At 61.8% G+C, this 15238-nt stretch carries 17 protein-coding genes; 7 read left to right on the top strand and 10 right to left on the bottom strand.

Translation table 11 applies throughout. The features are described 5' to 3' along the window. Positions 1 to 14 precede the first annotated feature (14 nt). The 5 genes from SX1_RS16850 to SX1_RS16830 are packed head-to-tail and all read left to right on the top strand — an operon-like array spanning position 15 to position 8248. Positions 15 to 1907, top strand: coding sequence for a type IV secretory system conjugative DNA transfer family protein (locus tag SX1_RS16850; RefSeq protein WP_026149850.1), 1893 nt, complete (start codon positions 15 to 17; stop codon positions 1905 to 1907). Further along, a complete protein-coding gene (gene traF / locus SX1_RS16845) occupies positions 1904 to 2437 on the top strand; it encodes a conjugative transfer signal peptidase TraF (RefSeq protein ID WP_006954186.1) in 534 nt (177 codons plus the stop codon). Before SX1_RS16850 ends, traF begins: the two co-directional genes overlap by 4 nt. A 4-nt stretch (positions 2438 to 2441) precedes the next feature. Beyond that, positions 2442 to 4622, top strand: coding sequence for a DNA topoisomerase 3 (locus SX1_RS16840; RefSeq protein ID WP_019053936.1), 2181 nt, complete (start codon positions 2442 to 2444; stop codon positions 4620 to 4622). Then, on the top strand, positions 4619 to 4870 hold the full coding sequence (locus tag SX1_RS25020; RefSeq protein WP_006954184.1) for a hypothetical protein: 252 nt from the start codon (positions 4619 to 4621) through the stop codon (positions 4868 to 4870). Before SX1_RS16840 ends, SX1_RS25020 begins: the two co-directional genes overlap by 4 nt. An 18-nt stretch (positions 4871 to 4888) precedes the next feature. After that, positions 4889 to 8248, top strand: coding sequence for a zincin-like metallopeptidase domain-containing protein (locus SX1_RS16830; RefSeq protein WP_019053935.1), 3360 nt, complete (start codon positions 4889 to 4891; stop codon positions 8246 to 8248). Position 8249: 1 nt separating this feature from the next. Here SX1_RS16830 and SX1_RS16825 read toward each other — a convergent pair whose 3' ends face one another. Beyond that, the gene (locus SX1_RS16825; protein ID WP_019053934.1) at positions 8250 to 8651 is read right to left on the bottom strand and encodes a hypothetical protein; all 402 of its coding nucleotides are present in this window, start codon (positions 8649 to 8651) and stop codon (positions 8250 to 8252) included. Between the two features lie 26 nt (positions 8652 to 8677). On the opposite strand from SX1_RS16825, the gene SX1_RS16820 reads away from it, so the two are divergent. Continuing rightward, positions 8678 to 8923 (top strand): helix-turn-helix domain-containing protein, encoded by a 246-nt coding sequence (locus tag SX1_RS16820; protein ID WP_019053933.1) that lies wholly within the window; start codon positions 8678 to 8680, stop codon positions 8921 to 8923. Positions 8924 to 9078: 155 nt separating this feature from the next. On the opposite strand, the gene SX1_RS16815 is transcribed toward SX1_RS16820, so the two are convergent. Next, entirely contained in the window at positions 9079 to 10281 is a 1203-nt protein-coding gene (locus SX1_RS16815; RefSeq protein WP_026149849.1) for an IS256 family transposase, read from the bottom strand. 223 nt (positions 10282 to 10504) lie between these two features. Between SX1_RS16815 and SX1_RS24565 the strand changes: the two genes are divergently transcribed. Then, positions 10505 to 10654 carry a hypothetical protein gene (locus SX1_RS24565; protein ID WP_006954178.1) on the top strand — a complete coding sequence of 50 codons (150 nt, stop codon included), beginning with the start codon at positions 10505 to 10507 and terminating at the stop codon, positions 10652 to 10654. A gap of 10 nt (positions 10655 to 10664) precedes the next feature. On the opposite strand, the gene SX1_RS24275 is transcribed toward SX1_RS24565, so the two are convergent. From SX1_RS24275 to SX1_RS16770, 8 genes are all read right to left on the bottom strand, one after another. Further along, complete coding sequence (locus SX1_RS24275; RefSeq protein ID WP_019053931.1) at positions 10665 to 10829, bottom strand: hypothetical protein; 165 nt, start codon at positions 10827 to 10829, stop codon at positions 10665 to 10667. 217 nt (positions 10830 to 11046) lie between these two features. Continuing rightward, on the bottom strand, positions 11047 to 11751 hold the full coding sequence (locus SX1_RS16800; RefSeq protein WP_014194362.1) for a DNA adenine methylase: 705 nt from the start codon (positions 11749 to 11751) through the stop codon (positions 11047 to 11049). Positions 11752 to 11899: 148 nt separating this feature from the next. Continuing rightward, positions 11900 to 12976: a hypothetical protein gene (locus SX1_RS16795; protein ID WP_019053930.1), complete on the bottom strand. Its 1077-nt coding sequence runs from the start codon at positions 12974 to 12976 to the stop codon at positions 11900 to 11902. A 504-nt stretch (positions 12977 to 13480) separates the two neighbouring features. Continuing rightward, the gene (locus tag SX1_RS16790) at positions 13481 to 13717 is read right to left on the bottom strand and encodes a hypothetical protein (protein ID WP_006954175.1); all 237 of its coding nucleotides are present in this window, start codon (positions 13715 to 13717) and stop codon (positions 13481 to 13483) included. Between the two features lie 18 nt (positions 13718 to 13735). Next, positions 13736 to 14440 (bottom strand): SprT-like domain-containing protein, encoded by a 705-nt coding sequence (locus tag SX1_RS16785; RefSeq protein WP_019053929.1) that lies wholly within the window; start codon positions 14438 to 14440, stop codon positions 13736 to 13738. After that, positions 14437 to 14622, bottom strand: a complete 186-nt coding sequence (locus SX1_RS16780; protein WP_006954173.1) for a hypothetical protein — start codon at positions 14620 to 14622, stop codon at positions 14437 to 14439. The genes SX1_RS16785 and SX1_RS16780 overlap by 4 nt, the downstream gene beginning before the upstream one ends. 2 nt (positions 14623 to 14624) lie before the next feature. Continuing rightward, complete coding sequence (locus SX1_RS24560; protein ID WP_006954172.1) at positions 14625 to 14798, bottom strand: hypothetical protein; 174 nt, start codon at positions 14796 to 14798, stop codon at positions 14625 to 14627. Next, the gene (locus SX1_RS16770) at positions 14795 to 15178 is read right to left on the bottom strand and encodes a hypothetical protein (protein ID WP_255209785.1); all 384 of its coding nucleotides are present in this window, start codon (positions 15176 to 15178) and stop codon (positions 14795 to 14797) included. Before SX1_RS16770 ends, SX1_RS24560 begins: the two co-directional genes overlap by 4 nt. Positions 15179 to 15238 lie beyond the last annotated feature (60 nt).

Below are 15238 nucleotides of genomic sequence, written 5' to 3'. Positions count from 1 at the left end.
GAGAAGGGCAAAGCATGGCAAAGAAGCGCAATACAGCCATCGGGCCGCAAGTGCGGGAGCGCGGAAGCAAGGGCGATAATCGTCCGTTGCTGGCGGCCCTTGTGTCCGGTTCCGCCCTTGGAGGCTTATGGAGCGCAACGCAGATGTTCGCGCACCAGATGGCCTATCAGGCAACCTTGGGGCCGAGTGCGGGCCATATCTATGCCCCGTGGCGTTTCCTGCAATGGTTCAGCAAATGGAGCGAGGTTCCGGCGCTGAAACCCGCCTTCGGGCAAGCCGTGGGCGTGGGCACCGTGGTTTTCGGCGTGGGCGTCCTGATAACCGCCGCTGTCAAACTGGCGAAATCGAACGCCGGGAAGGGCAATGCCTATCTGCATGGATCGGCCCGCTGGGCCGACATGGAGGACATTCGCGCGGCCAGCCTCGTTGAAAATGATGGGGTCTATATTGGCGCTTATCAGGAGAAGAACGGGAAGACGGTCTATCTACGCCATTCCGGCCCGGAGCATTGCCTTACCTATGCCCCGACCCGATCGGGGAAGGGCGTGGGCCTTGTCATCCCGACGCTGCTTTCGTGGCCGCATAGCGCCGTCATCACCGATTTGAAGGGCGAGCTATGGGCGTTGACCGCCGGTTGGAGGAAGCAACGCGCCAACCAGATCGTCATGCGATTTGAACCGGCCAGCTCGCGCGGCTCCGCCCACTGGAACCCGCTGGACGAAATCAGGGTAGGGACTGACAACGAAGTCGCAGACGTTCAGAATCTCGCTACGCTGATAGTGGACCCGGACGGGAAGGGGGTCGAAAGCCACTGGCAAAAGACCTCGCGGGCGCTTCTGGTAGGCGTGATCCTGCATGTCATCTACAAAGCCAAGCATGGCGGCAACGCGGCGACCTTGGCCGAAGTGGATGCCGTGTTGGCCGATCCGGTTCGGCCCGCGCAGGAAGTTTGGGAGGAAATGCTTACGTTCGGCCATTTGCCGGGCGGCAAAAATCATCCCGTTGTCGGCAAAGCCGCGCGCGCCCAGCTCAATCGTCCCGATGATGAGGGCGGATCGGTTCTATCGACCGCGCAGAGCTATCTAGAATTATATCAAGACCCGGTTGTGGCCGCGAATACCGCCACTTCCGATTTTCTCATTCGTGACCTGATGAACAGCGAGAGGCCGGTTAGCCTCTACATCATCACCCAGCCCACGGATAAGGACCGACTGCGCCCGCTTGTCCGCGTCATGCTCAACATGATGGTGCGTATCCTCGCGCCCAAGCAGGAGTTCGAGGAGGGCCGGGTGGTTCAGAGCTACAAGCACCGCGCGCTATTTATGATTGATGAGTTTCCCAGCCTTGGGAAACTTGGAATCATTCAGGAGTCCTTGGCGTTCGCCGCAGGCTACGGCCTGAAATTCTATCTCATTTGTCAGGACACCAACCAGCTTAGGAGCCGGGAAACCGGCTATGGGCCGGATGAGCTGATAACCTCCAATGCTCATATCCAGAACGCCTATCCGCCCAACCGCGTTGAGACGGCCGAGCATCTTTCCAAACTCACCGGCCAGACCACCGTTCTTAAAGAGCAAATCACCAAAAGCACGGGACGCGGGGGCGGGGGGTTCTTTGGTGGCACCGTGTCCAAGACCGTGCAGGAAACCCAGCGCCCGCTTTTGACGCCGGATGAGTGTATGAGGATGCCGGGGCCGAAGAAGACCCCGGACGGAGATATTTCGGAAGCGGGCGACATGCTGATTTATGTCGCAGGCTATCCCATGATCTACGGCCGTCAGCCCCTCTATTTCCAAGACCCGACCTTTAGTGCCCGCGCCAAGATTCCCGCGCCGGATCGGAGCGACACGATCAGGGGCAATCAAGCGCCGAAGCCGCCCGAAGGGGGCCGGAGGATCAAACTATGAAGCGGCCGAGCTTCGCCAAGGTCAGCCGCTATGCGGTTTGTGGCGTGGCGGGGGCCATGATCGCCATGCTTGGCGCGAAGGCGGCGGGCCTTCGCTTCAACGCTACGCCGAGCATCCCGCTAGGCGTCTATCGGGCGACGGGCGGGACCGCGCAAAAGGGCGATCTTGTGGCGTTCTGTCCGCCCGCAGCGCCGCCCTTTTTGGAGGCGTTGCGTAGGCGCTACATCGAACCCGGCGACTGCCCCAGCGGAAGCTATGAAATGATGAAGCGGATTTTAGCCGCTAAAGGCGACCGCGTTCAGATTGGCGGGCAGGGCGTGCGGATCAACGGCCGCCTTGTCCCCGACAGCGCCCCGCAACTTGCCGATGGGGCAGGGCGGGCCTTGCCCCGGCTCAATGCCGATTGGACGCTAGGCGACGGGGAAATCCTTGTCCTTGGCGATGGCGCGGCCTCTTTCGACGGCCGCTATTTCGGGCCGATCAGCGCGCGGCAAGTGACCGCCCCTATCAAACCCGTAGTGACGTGGTGACGGCATGAGCGGGGAGATCATTGTCATTGCTGAAAAGCCCGAACTCGCGCGGGCCATTGCCGAGGGCCTTGGGGGAGGGGCGCGACAAGACGGCTTCATAGATTGCGGCCGTCATTATGTGACATGGGCGATCGGCCACATGCTTGAGCTGGTGGACCCGCAAGACCCGTGGAACATGGCCGCGCTGCCGATCAGCTTCATCCCGTGGGAAAAGCGGCCCGTCGCCAAGACGAGCGCCCAGCTCCGCACGATCGGCAAACTTCTCAAATCGGCGCGGAGCGTCATTCACGCGGGCGACCCCGACGATGAGGGCCAGCTTATTGTTGACGAGATTCTGCAATGGGCCGGGAGCCGGTTGCCGGTCCAACGCCTGCTAATCAATGACAACAATCTAAAGGTTGTGCAGCGGGCCTTGGCGTCCATGCGGGATAACCGTGAATTTGCCGGGTTGTCCGCATCGGCCGAGGCGCGCAGCGTGGGCGACTTGCTCTATGGCGTGAACATGACCCGCGCCTATACCCTCGCGGCGCAGGCGCGGGGGTTTCAGGGCGTTCTTAGCGTCGGCCGCGTGCAGACCCCTATCTTGGGCCTTGTCGTCCGCCGTGACCGCGATTTTGAGGCGCACACCAAGAGCTATTATTACACGGTTTCGGGCCAGTTCAGTTTCGCCGGGCTGACCTTTCCCGCGCGCTACCAGATCGGGGAGGGCGACCCGGTTGATGAGCAGCGCCGCTTGATCGACCGCAATTTTGCGACGGCGGTAGCCGGGGCGGTGCAGGGGCAACCGGCTCGCATCGCCAGCGCCAAGACCACGGCGAAAGAGGCAGCGCCGCCGCTGCCCTACAACCTCTTGAAGCTGCAAACCGATGCCGCACGGAAATTCGGCTATAAGCCCAATCAGGTGAAGGACATTACGCAGGCGTTGCGGGAGAAGCATCGCCTTATCACCTACAACCGCAGCGACAGCGAATATTTGAGTGATGAGCAGCACGCGGACGCCCCCGGCGTGCTGGCGGCCGTCGCCGCGACGGTCCCGATGCTGGCGGCGATCGCGCAGCGCGCGGACCCGGCGATAAAAAGCCGGGCCTTCAACTCGCAGAAGGTTTCCGCGCATCACGCCATCATTCCGACCGAAGCCACGGCCGATTTTGCCGCGCTGACAGAGCCGGAGCAGCGAATCTATATGCTGATCGCGCGCGCCTATGTCGCGCAGTTCTGGCCCGCGAACCAATATGACCAGACCGAAATCGAGATAGAGGTTGCGGGTCACGCCTTTGCCGCGCGGGGCAAGGTTGTGACCAAGCCGGGTTGGACGGTTCTCTATAAGAACGATGTAGGCAATGAGGACATTGCCGAGGACGAGGACACCCTTGCGGCCGATTTGCGTTCGATCGCGTCGGGCATGGCCGGGCAATGCCTTTCCGCCAGCGCCGACCAGCAGGAAACCAAGCCCAAGCCGCTCTATACGATGGCCACGCTTTTGACCGACCTAACGCGGGTGGCCAAATATGTTCGGGACGAGCGGCTTAGGAAACTCCTGATCGAGAAGGACAAGGGGAAGGCGGGCGAGCATGGCGGAATTGGAACCCCGGCGACCCGCGACAGCATCATAGCCACGCTTTTCGATCGCGGCTTTTTGATCGAGAAGGGCAAGAATATCGTCAGCTCCCCGCAGGCGCGCGGCTTCTATGACGCCTTGCCGGATCAGGCGAAATTTCCCGACATGACCGCCATTTGGCACGAACAGCAGCGCGCGATTGCCGAGGGCAAGAGCGATGCCATGACATTCGTTCGCGGACTGGCCGATTATGTCGGCCGCGAGGTCGCGCGGGTGAAAGAGCAGGGCCTTGCCATAGCGATCGACGCGCCGCCTTGCCCGTCATGTTCCAAGCCGCTGCGCCGGATCAAAGGGAGCAAGGGCTATTTTTGGTCCTGCACCGGCTATGCCGACGGCTGTAAATTCACCGCCAATGACAAGGCGGGCAAGCCGGAGCTGGTGAAGGCTCCCGCGCCCGTGCCGTCGCAGCAGCACAAATGCCAAGCGTGCGGCGCTGGCCTAGTGCGGCGTCCTTCCGCGAAAAAGAAGGGGGCCTTCTGGTGGAGTTGCAGCGCCTATCCCGGCTGCAAACAGACCTATTTCGACAACAAGGGACAGCCCGATTTCAGCAAAGGAGAACGAGCATGACGGATCAACCCAATGCGCAGGACGTGCCCACCCTTGACGAGCTGGTGACGCGCAAACTTGCCGACGCCGAGACTCCCGGCGCGGTTGTGGAGTTCGACCCGGAGGAGGCGGAGCGGGCGGGGGCCTTTGTTGAGGATGCCATGAGCGAGGCCGACGCGCGCGAGGCCGAGGAAGGGCTTGATGGTGACGCGGAGCCGATCGCCACGGGACGCGGCGAATTGATCGCGGCAGCGCGCAACGCCGACTAATCGGGAGGAGGCGAGGATATGGCCGAGGGCAAGATACCTTTTCACCAGCGCGTTGCCGACAAGCTGATAGAGCAGTTGAAGCAGGGCACCGCCCCTTGGCAAAAGCCTTGGGAGGCGACGGGCAGCAGCGGGTTGCCGTTCAACCCCACCACGGGGAAACGCTATCGCGGCGTCAATGTCCTCAATCTCATGTCCGAGGGCCGGGCTGATAATCGCTGGCTGACATACAAGCAGGCCGCAGCCCAAGGCGCACAGGTGCGGAAGGGCGAGAAAGGCTCCCTTGTCCAATACTGGCAGTTCGAGGAGGAGCGGGTAGTTCGGGACGAGAGCGGTAAGCCCGTTCTGGATGCCGAGGGTCGCCAGAGGAAAGAGAAGGTCGAGCTTGAGCGGCCCCGTGCGTTTTATGCCGTGGTGTTCAACGCCGAGCAGATCGACGGGCTTGCCCCGATCGTCACCACTACGCACGAATGGAATCCGGTGGAGCGGGCCGAGGCCATCTTGCGGGCGTCGGGCGCGAAAATCACCGAGGAAGCGGGCGACCGCGCCTATTATCGGCCTTCGACCGACAGCATCACCTTGCCGTTGCGGAGCCAGTTTCCGAGCGCGGATCGGTTCTACGCCACGGCGCTGCACGAGCTGGGGCACTGGACTGGCCACCCCAACCGCCTTGACCGGGATTTGGCGCACCCGTTCGGTTCGGAAGGCTATGCCCGCGAAGAATTGCGGGCCGAGATTGCGAGCCTCATAACCGGGCAGGAATTGCAGATCGGCCACGACCCGGAGCAGCACGCGGCCTATGTCGGATCATGGATCAAAGTCCTTGAGGAAGACCCGCTTGAGATTGTCCGTGCCGCATCGGACGCCGAGAAGATTCACACCTATGTTCTGGCGCTGGAACAAAAACAGGTTCAGCAGGTCGAGCAGGCACACGACCATACGCAATATTTCGTCAGCAACGAAAATACGCTTTGCTATCAGCAGCCGGGCATGGCGATGTTGGGCGTTCTTGCCAGCAATATAGACGGGCGCAACCCGATTAACGGGCCATTCTATGCCAGTCCGCTAGATCAAATCCGGCCTGCCACGCGCGAGGATTTTGACAGGTTCCGCGTTACTCTACCGCCAGACTTCCAGCAGGCGCAGGAGTATCGCCAGAATGATCTTGATGAGGGCGATCGGCTTGCGGTCGCGGACATGGCCAAGACTGTTCAAGCCTATGAGGAGTGGCAGAACGGCCCCCATTTCGAGGGGAACGAGGAAGCGGACCTAGTAATATCCGACGACCTCAATATGGAGCTGGACGAGCGTATAAAGGCCGCCTTCGCCAGACCGGGGCTTGCGGCGGCGCTCAATGCCTCCGGGTTTACGGTCGAGCGGCTGACAGACCATAGCGGCGACAGATGGGCCGCCGCAGCCGGGGCCGTTGCCGCCATAGGCGATCCTATACCGGAGCCGCAGCAGCACTATTCCGACCGCACTTTGCGCGCGCTGATCGACAAGCACGGTTGGGAGCCGGTTGATAGTGGCGGGCCGATGCACACCGTTCGACGGCAATTTGAGGGCGTCGGGCCGGTCGGCACGATGATAACCCCGAACGGCGAGCGAAACCTTATGGCGGGCTATTCCGCAGATAGCGAACGCCGCCGCTATATCGCCTTGTCGCTTGGGCCGAACCAGATCACCGATTTTGACGGCCGCGACCAGAACCCGGAGGACGTTGCCCGCCTTGTCAATTTGAAGGCCGAGCAATATGCCGATGAGCGCCGCGAGCGGCAGGGCTTGGCCCCTCTCTATGCGGTCAATTCGCCGCCCTTGGGCATCGCCGCGACCGACCAGCGGGACGCCGCGCCAGAGCCTTCCACCCGCACATATCTTGCGGTCCCCTATCGGGAAAAGGACGAGGCGAAAGCCTTGGGCGCGAAATGGGATAAGGCCGAAAAGTCGTGGTATGTTCCGGCAGGCGCTAATGTCGAGCCGTTCCAGAAATGGCTTTCAAGCGCCGTAGAGGCACCCGCAGGAGATCTAGGCCAATCGCTCCCCGGCGAGCGCGCGCAGCGCCCCACGGCCCCGGAGCAGCCGCAGGAAGGGCAAACGATGCAGGAAACCCCGCGACAGGCACGCGAATATCTGGCGGTGCCTTATGGCGAACGAACCCTTGCCAAAGCCAACGGCGCGAAATGGGATGCCGCTCGCAAGAGCTGGTATGCGCCGGAGGGCGCGGACCCGGAGAAGCTGGCGCGCTGGAAAATAGACAATCAGCCGCGCCAGAAGGAGGCGAAAAGCCCGGAGGTCGAATTTGCCGACGCGATGAAATCTCTTGGCCTTGAGGTTCCCGCAGGGCACCCGATGATGGACGGCAAGACCCACCGCGTTCCGGCACAGGGCGATGGAAAGGGCGAGGTGGCGGGTTTCTATGTCGCCTTCACCGATGGCCACCCAGCGGGCTACATCAAGAACAACCGTTCGGGGCTGGATATGCGATGGAAAAGCACCGGCTACACGTTGAGCGAGGAGGAAAAGGCCCGGTTGAACGCCGAGGCCGCCACCAAGCGAGAGGAGCGCGAGCGGGAGCGGGCGGCGACATATGATGCGACGGCCGAGCGCGTGCAGCAGCGCGCCGCGCAATGCCGTCAGATCGAGCAGGCAACGCCCTACATGGAGAGGAAGGGTATTGCGCCGACGATCGGCGCGCTCGCCAGCGCCAGCGATACTACAATCCACCTTCCGGCGATCGACACCAGCGGCAAGCACTGGACGACGCAATATATTCAGGAAGACGGCACGAAGCGTTTTGCGAAGGAGAGCCACAAGGAAAGCTGTTTCCATGTGGTCAACGGGGGCGTGACGCCGCAGGCCGCACTAGCCGCGCTCGACAAGGCCCCGCGCATTATGATTGGCGAAGGCTACGCGACGATGGCGACCGTCTCTAGCGTGGTGGACCATGCGACCGTCGCGGCGTTCGATTCCGGCAACCTCCCCGCCGTCGCAGCCGCGTTGCGCGAGCGTTACCCCGACAAGCCGATTTTCATCATGGGCGAGGACGATCAGCGCGTCTTGGAGAAATTCGGCTACAATCCCGGCAAGGAGAAGGCGACCCAAGCGGCGCAGGCCGTGAACGGCGTTCCGGTCTTCCCGACCTTCGCCCCCGGCGAGCAGCAGGCCGACCCGGCACGCTTCACCGACTTCAACGACTTGCAGCAGAACAGCCGCTTGGGCCGTGAAGGCGCGGTGCGCCAGATCAGGGCGGCGATCGAGAACCCGCGTCAGCAGGAGCGGGAGGCTCCCCGGATCAAGCTGGACGACGAACGCGAAAGGAAGCGTTCCGGGCCGGTTATCGGAGACGATCAACCGGCCCAGCGCCGCAGCGTTCGACGCTAGATCAAGCGGAAACCAACTTCCTAGAATAGTCGAGGGAACGGAGCGCGGTTTTGAGATGGAAGGCGGTTATGTCGTCGTCCATCTCCACCGCGATAACGAGGCTTTCCCGTGCGAGGTCTATAGCGTGGAGGAGGCGGCGATATTGTTCATCGCTCAAGTCCGTGTCTCGCATTGTTCTCGCAGTTCGCGGGGCCTTCGCTTCATCCACGGTCAGGGTGACAGGCTCCCGATCGTCATGGCCTTCGGCCTCTAGCTCGCTAATGTAATGCAGCGAATGGAGCGCGTGTTTCAGTTGGAAGGCTGATAGATCGTCGCCCAGCTCCGCCGCGATAGCGAGGCTTTCGCGCGTGAGGGCTATAGCATGTTGGAGGCGGTGATATTGTTCGTCGTTCAAGTCCATCATCACCCGACTCCGAAGCAGGTTCCAGAATGGCAATATACCTACGTTTGGACGATATGGCGCACCCGTTGAGCAAATTATTCGGGAAGCGGTTGAGGGCGCGGAGGCAGGCCCTCAAAATGTCGCAAGCGATGCTGCATGAGCAAACCGGCGTCACGGCTTCCTACATTTCGTTTATCGAGAACGGGAAGGCCAATCCGACCTTGGATGTTATGGCGCAGCTCGCGGACGCGATCGGGTGCCCTGTCTCGGAAATGTTGGCCGCTGAAGCATAGTCGCCGCTGTCTATGTGCTGCAGCATAGCCGCCCGCGTCTATGTCGCCGGTGGCATAGACGTTCCCGTCTATGATGCGGGCCGGTGAAGATCGCGTCCCGGGACGTGGTGTAGCTTATCTGGGCCACCGCCAATTTCGGCATCAGCTTGAGCCGATCATGCACCGGGCACAGCCGAGAGCATGACGATGGGATTGTCGCTCACCGGGGCCATCGTTTCAAGCGACATGTAGCGCCCGCGCTGGACGGCCCATTCGTCGGACTGTTCCATGAGAATGGCACCAATCAGGCGGGTGATCGCAGCCTCGTTGGGGAAGATGCCCACGACCTCGGTGCGGCGCTTGATCTCGCCATTGAGGCGCTCGATGGGATTCGTACTGTGCAACTTGGCGCGGTGTTCCTTTGGGAAGGTCATGTAGGCCAGCACGTCGGGTTCGGCATCGTCCATCAAAGTCGCCAGTTTCGGGAGCTTTGGGCGCATCTGGTCGGCGACGGAACGCCATTGCTGGCTGGCTGCCTCAGGCGTGTCCTGGGCAAAGGCGGTGCCGATGAATGCCGAGACGACGCGCCGGCCACTCTTGCCAGCATGGGCGAGCGCATTGCGCATGAAGTGGACGCGGCAGCGCTGCCATGTTGCGCACAGCAGCTTGGACACCGCTGCCTTGATGCCTTCATGAGCATCGGAGATCACCAGTTTCACCCCACGCAGGCCCCGGCGCGTCAGCTTGCGCAGGAAGGCGGTCCAGAAGGGTTCGGCCTCGGATGGCCCGATGTCCATGCCCAGCACTTCGCGGCGACCGTCGCTGTTGACGCCCACCGCGATGATCACCGCGACCGAGACGATCCGACCGTTCTGGCGGACTTTGACATAGGTGGCATCGATCCAAAGGTACGGCCAGTCGCCCTCGATCGGGCGTTCGAGGAAGGCGTTGACCTTCTCGTCGAGCTCTTCGCACAGGCGACTGACCTGGCTCTTCGAAATGCCGTCCATGCCAAGCGCTTTGACCAGGTCATCGACCGAACGGGTCGAGATGCCATGCACATAGGCCTCCTGGATGACCGCCGTCAGCGCCCGCTCGGCCATCCGGCGCGGCTCCAGAAAACCGGGAAAATAGCTGCCCTTGCGCAACTTGGGGATGCGCAGTTCCACCGTTCCCGCGCGGGTTTGCCAGTCGCGGTCGCGATAGCCGTTGCGCTGGACAAGCCGATCGGTGGACTTCTCGCCGTGGCCCGCACCCGTCAAGCCGCCGACCTCCATCTCCATCAACCGCCCGGCGGCAAACGAGATCATCTCGCGCAAAATATCCGCGTCCGGGGCCTTCTCGACCAGCGCGCGCAGGTGCATCATAGAATCGGTCATCGTGGTTCTCCAGGTTCGAGCTTCGCAACCCAAACCTATCCGAAAACCACGGTGACCACCCGCGCTGCTGGCCGGACGCTACAGTGCAATATCCAAAGCGCGCGTCCGGCCAGCAGCGCTACCACCAGATCCTACACCACGTCCCGGGACGCGATCCCGGTGAAGCCTCCTTGCTGGCTTAGGAGGTTGCAGCATCGAGCCGGAGCCGTAATCATCCGGTGCCATGAAGGAATGGCCCGATCCGAACGACGATACCGGCAGCGACTTGCTTATCCACATCGAGTTTTGGGGATTGCTGGCGCTTACCGGGCTTGCCTTCCTCGCGGGCGTTGGGCCGCCGATCGTCCGCTTTGTCCGTTCAGTCATCGGATAGGCGCGCACGCCTATGATGCTGTCCCGTGGCGGGGAACAATGTAGGCCCATATGCCGCCTTGGCTCGCCCACTCTGGATGCGAATAATTATAGGCCATCATGGCGAGCGTGAACAGCAGCAGCAGAAGCGCCGACAAATCGCCGCGCGAAAAGGGCCTGTTGTTATCGCCGTTCATCGCCTCTTTTGACACAGGAGCGGTAATCGGACCCTTGCCCGCCTTGGTTAAATGTTGGTGGACGAGCTGGGGGCGCAAAAAGATGGACCCGACAGCTAATGCAGCCGGGTCCAGTGAAAGAACCTAAATGATCGAGAAAGGTTCTTCGGGTCGCAGGGCTGATCTAGGATGCTTTGGTTAATCATTTCACAACGGCAACGAGTGCGGTGCTGGCCTGCTATGAGTCCACTTCCAGCAGCGCGGCGAGGATCGCAATTCGCTCGCCCGCAGGCAGCTCGCTAAACATGCGTTTCCAACGTGCCGCCTTGCGCTTGATCCTCTGGCGATCGGTGAAATCCACCCCGGCATGGGTGGCCCAATGCGCCGCATCGGGCGCATAGTTCATCCATAGACATTCGGTGCGCGGCCCGCCTCGCGTCATGGCCTGATAGGACAGGACGCGCCAGCGCGGCGCGGGCAGCAGCTCGCTATACAGGGACGAGGGATAGCCTGAAATCATCACCGAGGCGGGCAGCGCATCGAGGACGGCCAGCAGTTCCCTATGGTCCGCGTCCGTATAGTCATAGCGGTAGCGCGTGCCCGGATGGGAGCGCGTGGCGAGGACATAGGGCGGATCAGCATAGATCAGCACGCGCCCAGCGGCCGAAAAGTCGAAATCGCGCAGGAAGGCGAGGCAATCGACGTTGTAGGTTTCAACGGCCGCGCCATCGAACGCGCTCGATTCCTCCGCCGCGATCGAGCCGAAGCACTCAAAGGTAGCCGGATCAATTTCGAGGCCGATCGAGCGGGCAGCGGGAGGCTTGCGCCGGAGGACGATGCCGGAGCCTAGATGCGTCTCAATGTAGGTATCGTGCGGCGGCATATTGGCAATCACAGCCTGATATGCGCCCGAAACCTGTTTCGAGCCGAGATAGCCGGTCATGGCAACTACTGGAAAGGAAGGGGCGGGCGGGGGAAGTGTCCCCCTGCGATCGGGCCGCCTAGCGTCCCGCTCGACCCCCACAGCAAGGGGCCAGCCCCTCGCAACGCTCCCCGGCTAACACCAAACGGAAGGTTAAGGCTGGGGGCGTTCATCTGGAACGCCGGGGCGACGGCGGCTTAGGCAGGCCGTGGCCGATTTCGTCGGATTTGGTTTTGCCGTCGCCTTCGCTCTGGCCTGTCTTGAGGGCGTCGGAGAGTCCGGCGAGCGAGCTTCCCCGCGCTGCGTTCAGGAGAGACGTTCGGCCACTTTCCGGCGTAGTTTTTCGTCCGTCGCCATGTGCGAGGCTCCCACCAACATCAGGGCTTCCAACCGCGTAAAGTTGCCCGTGGGGAGACTGTCCTTTGAATTGGAGGGCGCAATCGGCGCTGACGCGGCCGAGCTGGTTGAGCCGGTCGAACTCTCTTTCAAGTCTTTCTTGGACAGGTCCATTTTCCAATTCCTTCCGCCAGATATTTACACCGTCCATGCCTTCTAGGCGATGAACATTCGCACGATCGCGCACGTCATGGACCGCAACCGAAATCTGATCGCCAAAGCGACCTAGAAGGGCCTCTAGGCCGTCAGGCGTGCCCTCCTGAATACGCACCATCACGGCCGCGCTCGCACCCCGGCCCAGCTCCTCAAAGCGTTGGAATGTGTGCGCAAGCGCCTCCTCTGGCCGAGGCAGAACCGCTATTACCCCGACCCTGCATCCGGCGCTCAATGCCTGTTCGACCTTGGCTATGCTTGCTTGCGGATCGACAAGCTGGCCCTCAAAGATCGCGCGCACGTCACGGCCGAGCCGGTTTCCTTCATGCAGCGCCGCATACTGGATTTCAGAGGTTTTCCCGGCTCCCGGCATCCCGGTTACGAACAGCACCAGGTTGCGGGCTGGATCGGAGCTATCGGCCACTACACGGCGGTATTGTTCGGCCGCCAGAACGGCCGCGGCATTGTGGACGGGCGCGTTGTATCGGCCGCGGGCCTCCCTTGAGGCGGTATATTCGGGAAGCAGCTCTTTCATGGCGTCCGCACAGACGTAGCGCCCCCCGAACGTGCCGGGTCGGGCCGCATAGTCCGTCAGGAACCGTTCGGGCGCAGCTTGCACGGCATCGACCACGCGCCGTTGCACGTCCGCGCGATCGGCGTCCGCGAACTCCAATACCCTGATAGGTTCCAATGCCATCCCGCTTCCTCTGTCAGATCCGGCATAGACGCAGGCGTCTATGAGAACCAGAACTATTTGTTGGGGCGTGGTCTAGCACGAATATAAGAAAGCCCGACACAGGGCCGGGCTTTCGCACTTTCGGACACAACGGGGGTTGTGCGCGACCCGAAAGCAGAGTTGTTGCAGAACCGTATCGGGCAGGCACGGCGCTGGCAGGGCGAAGGAGCCGCGCCAGCGCGATATGCTCAATCTATCGTCGGCAGGCTGTTAATCATGGTGTGCAACGGAACCTTACCATTAATCGTGCAGCGCGAGATTCATGGATAGCGATCCCGGAGAAGCGCGAAGGCTGCACGCGGTTGAGAACCGCGCAATGGCGCGCCGCATTGAGGCGGAGCGTTGGAAAGCTCTATGGGATGAGGCGCACCCCGCAGCGACGGAGGCCCCGGCCCCGGACCATGCAGCTCCCGACAAACCGAGCCGCTTGCGCTCGATATTAACGCTATTCCGAAGGGATAGCCTCTAGTCTCGCTTATGACGCTGTTCAGGCTGGCCTAGAATGTGATCGTTGATGGTCGCAACGGCAAGCGGGATCAGGTTGAATAGCTGGTAGGCGAAGATCGCGCCGACAAAGAACACCAGAAGCGGGTGCGCCTCAATCAGATCATAGTTGGCCCGCACGAACACTGTCCCCGCTGCGAAAGCGAGGACATAGAGGATCATCGTCAAAGCCCCGTCGAATAGGCTGCGCATCGTCATGGGCCGATCCTAGCCCCTTTATTCGACAGGGGCGAGGGGCGCGCTGGCGCAATCGTCGCCACCGCACAGGAGCCGCAGCGCGGGCTTGCCCCATGCCTGCACGCCGCATGTAGGGCAGCGATATTTGATCCGGTTCGATCGGTTCCCCGTGGCGGGCTGAAGCACGTCCGCTAGATGGCCGTCAGCAGCGCCGGCGCCGGCGCCGGCGTCGATCGCCGGCGTCGGCATGATCGCCGGGAACCGATCGAGCCACGAAATGCGGAAATTCTGCGTCAACAGGGCATCCGTGGCGAGCATGAAGGGGCCGCCCGGAATGGCATAGTCGGCCATTTTCTGCCCTGTCCTAGCGCCTCCGGGCTGGCCCGTGCTGGACGGCATGAGGCCGATAGCTTCCATTTTGTCGGCCCATTCCCGGTTGTGATAGCCGGAGCGCGACGGGTTGCCGAAATGGAACTGCCATGCGTGGACCATTTCATGCACTACAGTTTGGAGGACTTCGAGCAGGGGGACCACGGCGAAATATGCCGGGTTGATGGCGATTTCATCGGTCTTGCTCTTGTCGTGATGATGCACGAACCGTTCCGATGAGAAATAGCCGTAGCTCCGCTTTTCCCTCTGCATCGTAATCAGACAGGAGGGCAGCTCGCCCGCGAACAGCTCCCGGTTGTAATGGTCGAACGCCAGTTGCAATTCAGCATAGGCTTGCGCGGTCGGGTTGGTCATGCGCCCAGCGCCTTCGCTTCGGCCGCGCAGCGATCCTTATGGGAATACCATTCACCCAGCGCGCTACCGCGACCACCCTTCCCGAACCACGTCCCGGAGCGCCAACCGCACTCGCAGCTTACCGAAACACCAAAGCTATAGCCTGCCAGCTTGTGCCCCTTGAGGGGCTTTTCCTTCGCCATAATCAGACCCCCCTTTCATTGCGGCGTCGTTCAACGTAGCCATCGGCCTTGCCGTCCTCGTAAGGCTCCCAAAGGTCGGGGTTGGTCGGTTCGCAGCCCTGATAGCGGGGATCATCGGGCCAGCGGCCACAGTTCCACCCGGCGTTATAGGCGCGCTGCTGATCCTCATGGGTCATTGGCTGGCTCCCTGTTCAGCGAGGCGGGCCATGACGCGCACCATATTGTCAGAAAGCGACTTGGCCGAACCTAGCGCGTCGTCGCGGTCATCCGTGTAGTAGGCGACCCGTTCGGCATGGTCCCGGTGCCAGTCGGCATCATGGCGGTCCTGATCGGCTTCCACGATCGAGGCGAGCCGGAGCGTCACCCGATACTCACCTTCCTTTTTGGTGATCGCCATATGAGGCAGCGCCCGAACGGCCGTGAACAACTGGCGGTCGGTCGTGACGGCACGCGCGGCGCGCTCTTTCTTGCACTCCTCGCACACGCGGGATTTGAGATTGGCGGTCGGCTTTCCGCACTGGTTGCATGGCGGCAGCGGCTTGACGAGACGGAACAATCTGACCTCCTGCATTTGTATTGTGCAAAACAATCTAGCGGCTTTTCACCTGTCCGTCAA

It is taken from the genome of Sphingobium xenophagum NBRC 107872 (assembly GCF_000367345.1).
In the GTDB taxonomy this organism is placed as follows: Bacteria; Pseudomonadota; Alphaproteobacteria; order Sphingomonadales; family Sphingomonadaceae; genus Sphingobium; species Sphingobium xenophagum.
This window is presented reverse-complemented; position numbering and strand designations above follow the sequence as displayed.

Excerpts from the sequence above, each read along its gene's own strand:
- SX1_RS16850 (WP_026149850.1), top strand. The coding sequence starts at position 15 with ATGGCAAAGAAGCGCAATACAGCCATCGGGCCGCAAGTGCGGGAGCGC.
- traF (WP_006954186.1), top strand. The coding sequence starts at position 1,904 with ATGAAGCGGCCGAGCTTCGCCAAGGTCAGCCGCTATGCGGTTTGTGGC.
- SX1_RS16840 (WP_019053936.1), top strand. The coding sequence starts at position 2,442 with ATGAGCGGGGAGATCATTGTCATTGCTGAAAAGCCCGAACTCGCGCGG.
- SX1_RS25020 (WP_006954184.1), top strand. The coding sequence starts at position 4,619 with ATGACGGATCAACCCAATGCGCAGGACGTGCCCACCCTTGACGAGCTG.
- SX1_RS16830 (WP_019053935.1), top strand. The coding sequence starts at position 4,889 with ATGGCCGAGGGCAAGATACCTTTTCACCAGCGCGTTGCCGACAAGCTG.
- SX1_RS16825 (WP_019053934.1), bottom strand. The coding sequence starts at position 8,651 with ATGATGGACTTGAACGACGAACAATATCACCGCCTCCAACATGCTATA.
- SX1_RS16820 (WP_019053933.1), top strand. The coding sequence starts at position 8,678 with ATGGCAATATACCTACGTTTGGACGATATGGCGCACCCGTTGAGCAAA.
- SX1_RS16815 (WP_026149849.1), bottom strand. The coding sequence starts at position 10,281 with ATGACCGATTCTATGATGCACCTGCGCGCGCTGGTCGAGAAGGCCCCG.
- SX1_RS24565 (WP_006954178.1), top strand. The coding sequence starts at position 10,505 with ATGAAGGAATGGCCCGATCCGAACGACGATACCGGCAGCGACTTGCTT.
- SX1_RS24275 (WP_019053931.1), bottom strand. The coding sequence starts at position 10,829 with ATGAACGGCGATAACAACAGGCCCTTTTCGCGCGGCGATTTGTCGGCG.
- SX1_RS16800 (WP_014194362.1), bottom strand. The coding sequence starts at position 11,751 with ATGACCGGCTATCTCGGCTCGAAACAGGTTTCGGGCGCATATCAGGCT.
- SX1_RS16795 (WP_019053930.1), bottom strand. The coding sequence starts at position 12,976 with ATGGCATTGGAACCTATCAGGGTATTGGAGTTCGCGGACGCCGATCGC.
- SX1_RS16790 (WP_006954175.1), bottom strand. The coding sequence starts at position 13,717 with ATGACGATGCGCAGCCTATTCGACGGGGCTTTGACGATGATCCTCTAT.
- SX1_RS16785 (WP_019053929.1), bottom strand. The coding sequence starts at position 14,440 with ATGACCAACCCGACCGCGCAAGCCTATGCTGAATTGCAACTGGCGTTC.
- SX1_RS16780 (WP_006954173.1), bottom strand. The coding sequence starts at position 14,622 with ATGGCGAAGGAAAAGCCCCTCAAGGGGCACAAGCTGGCAGGCTATAGC.
- SX1_RS24560 (WP_006954172.1), bottom strand. The coding sequence starts at position 14,798 with ATGACCCATGAGGATCAGCAGCGCGCCTATAACGCCGGGTGGAACTGT.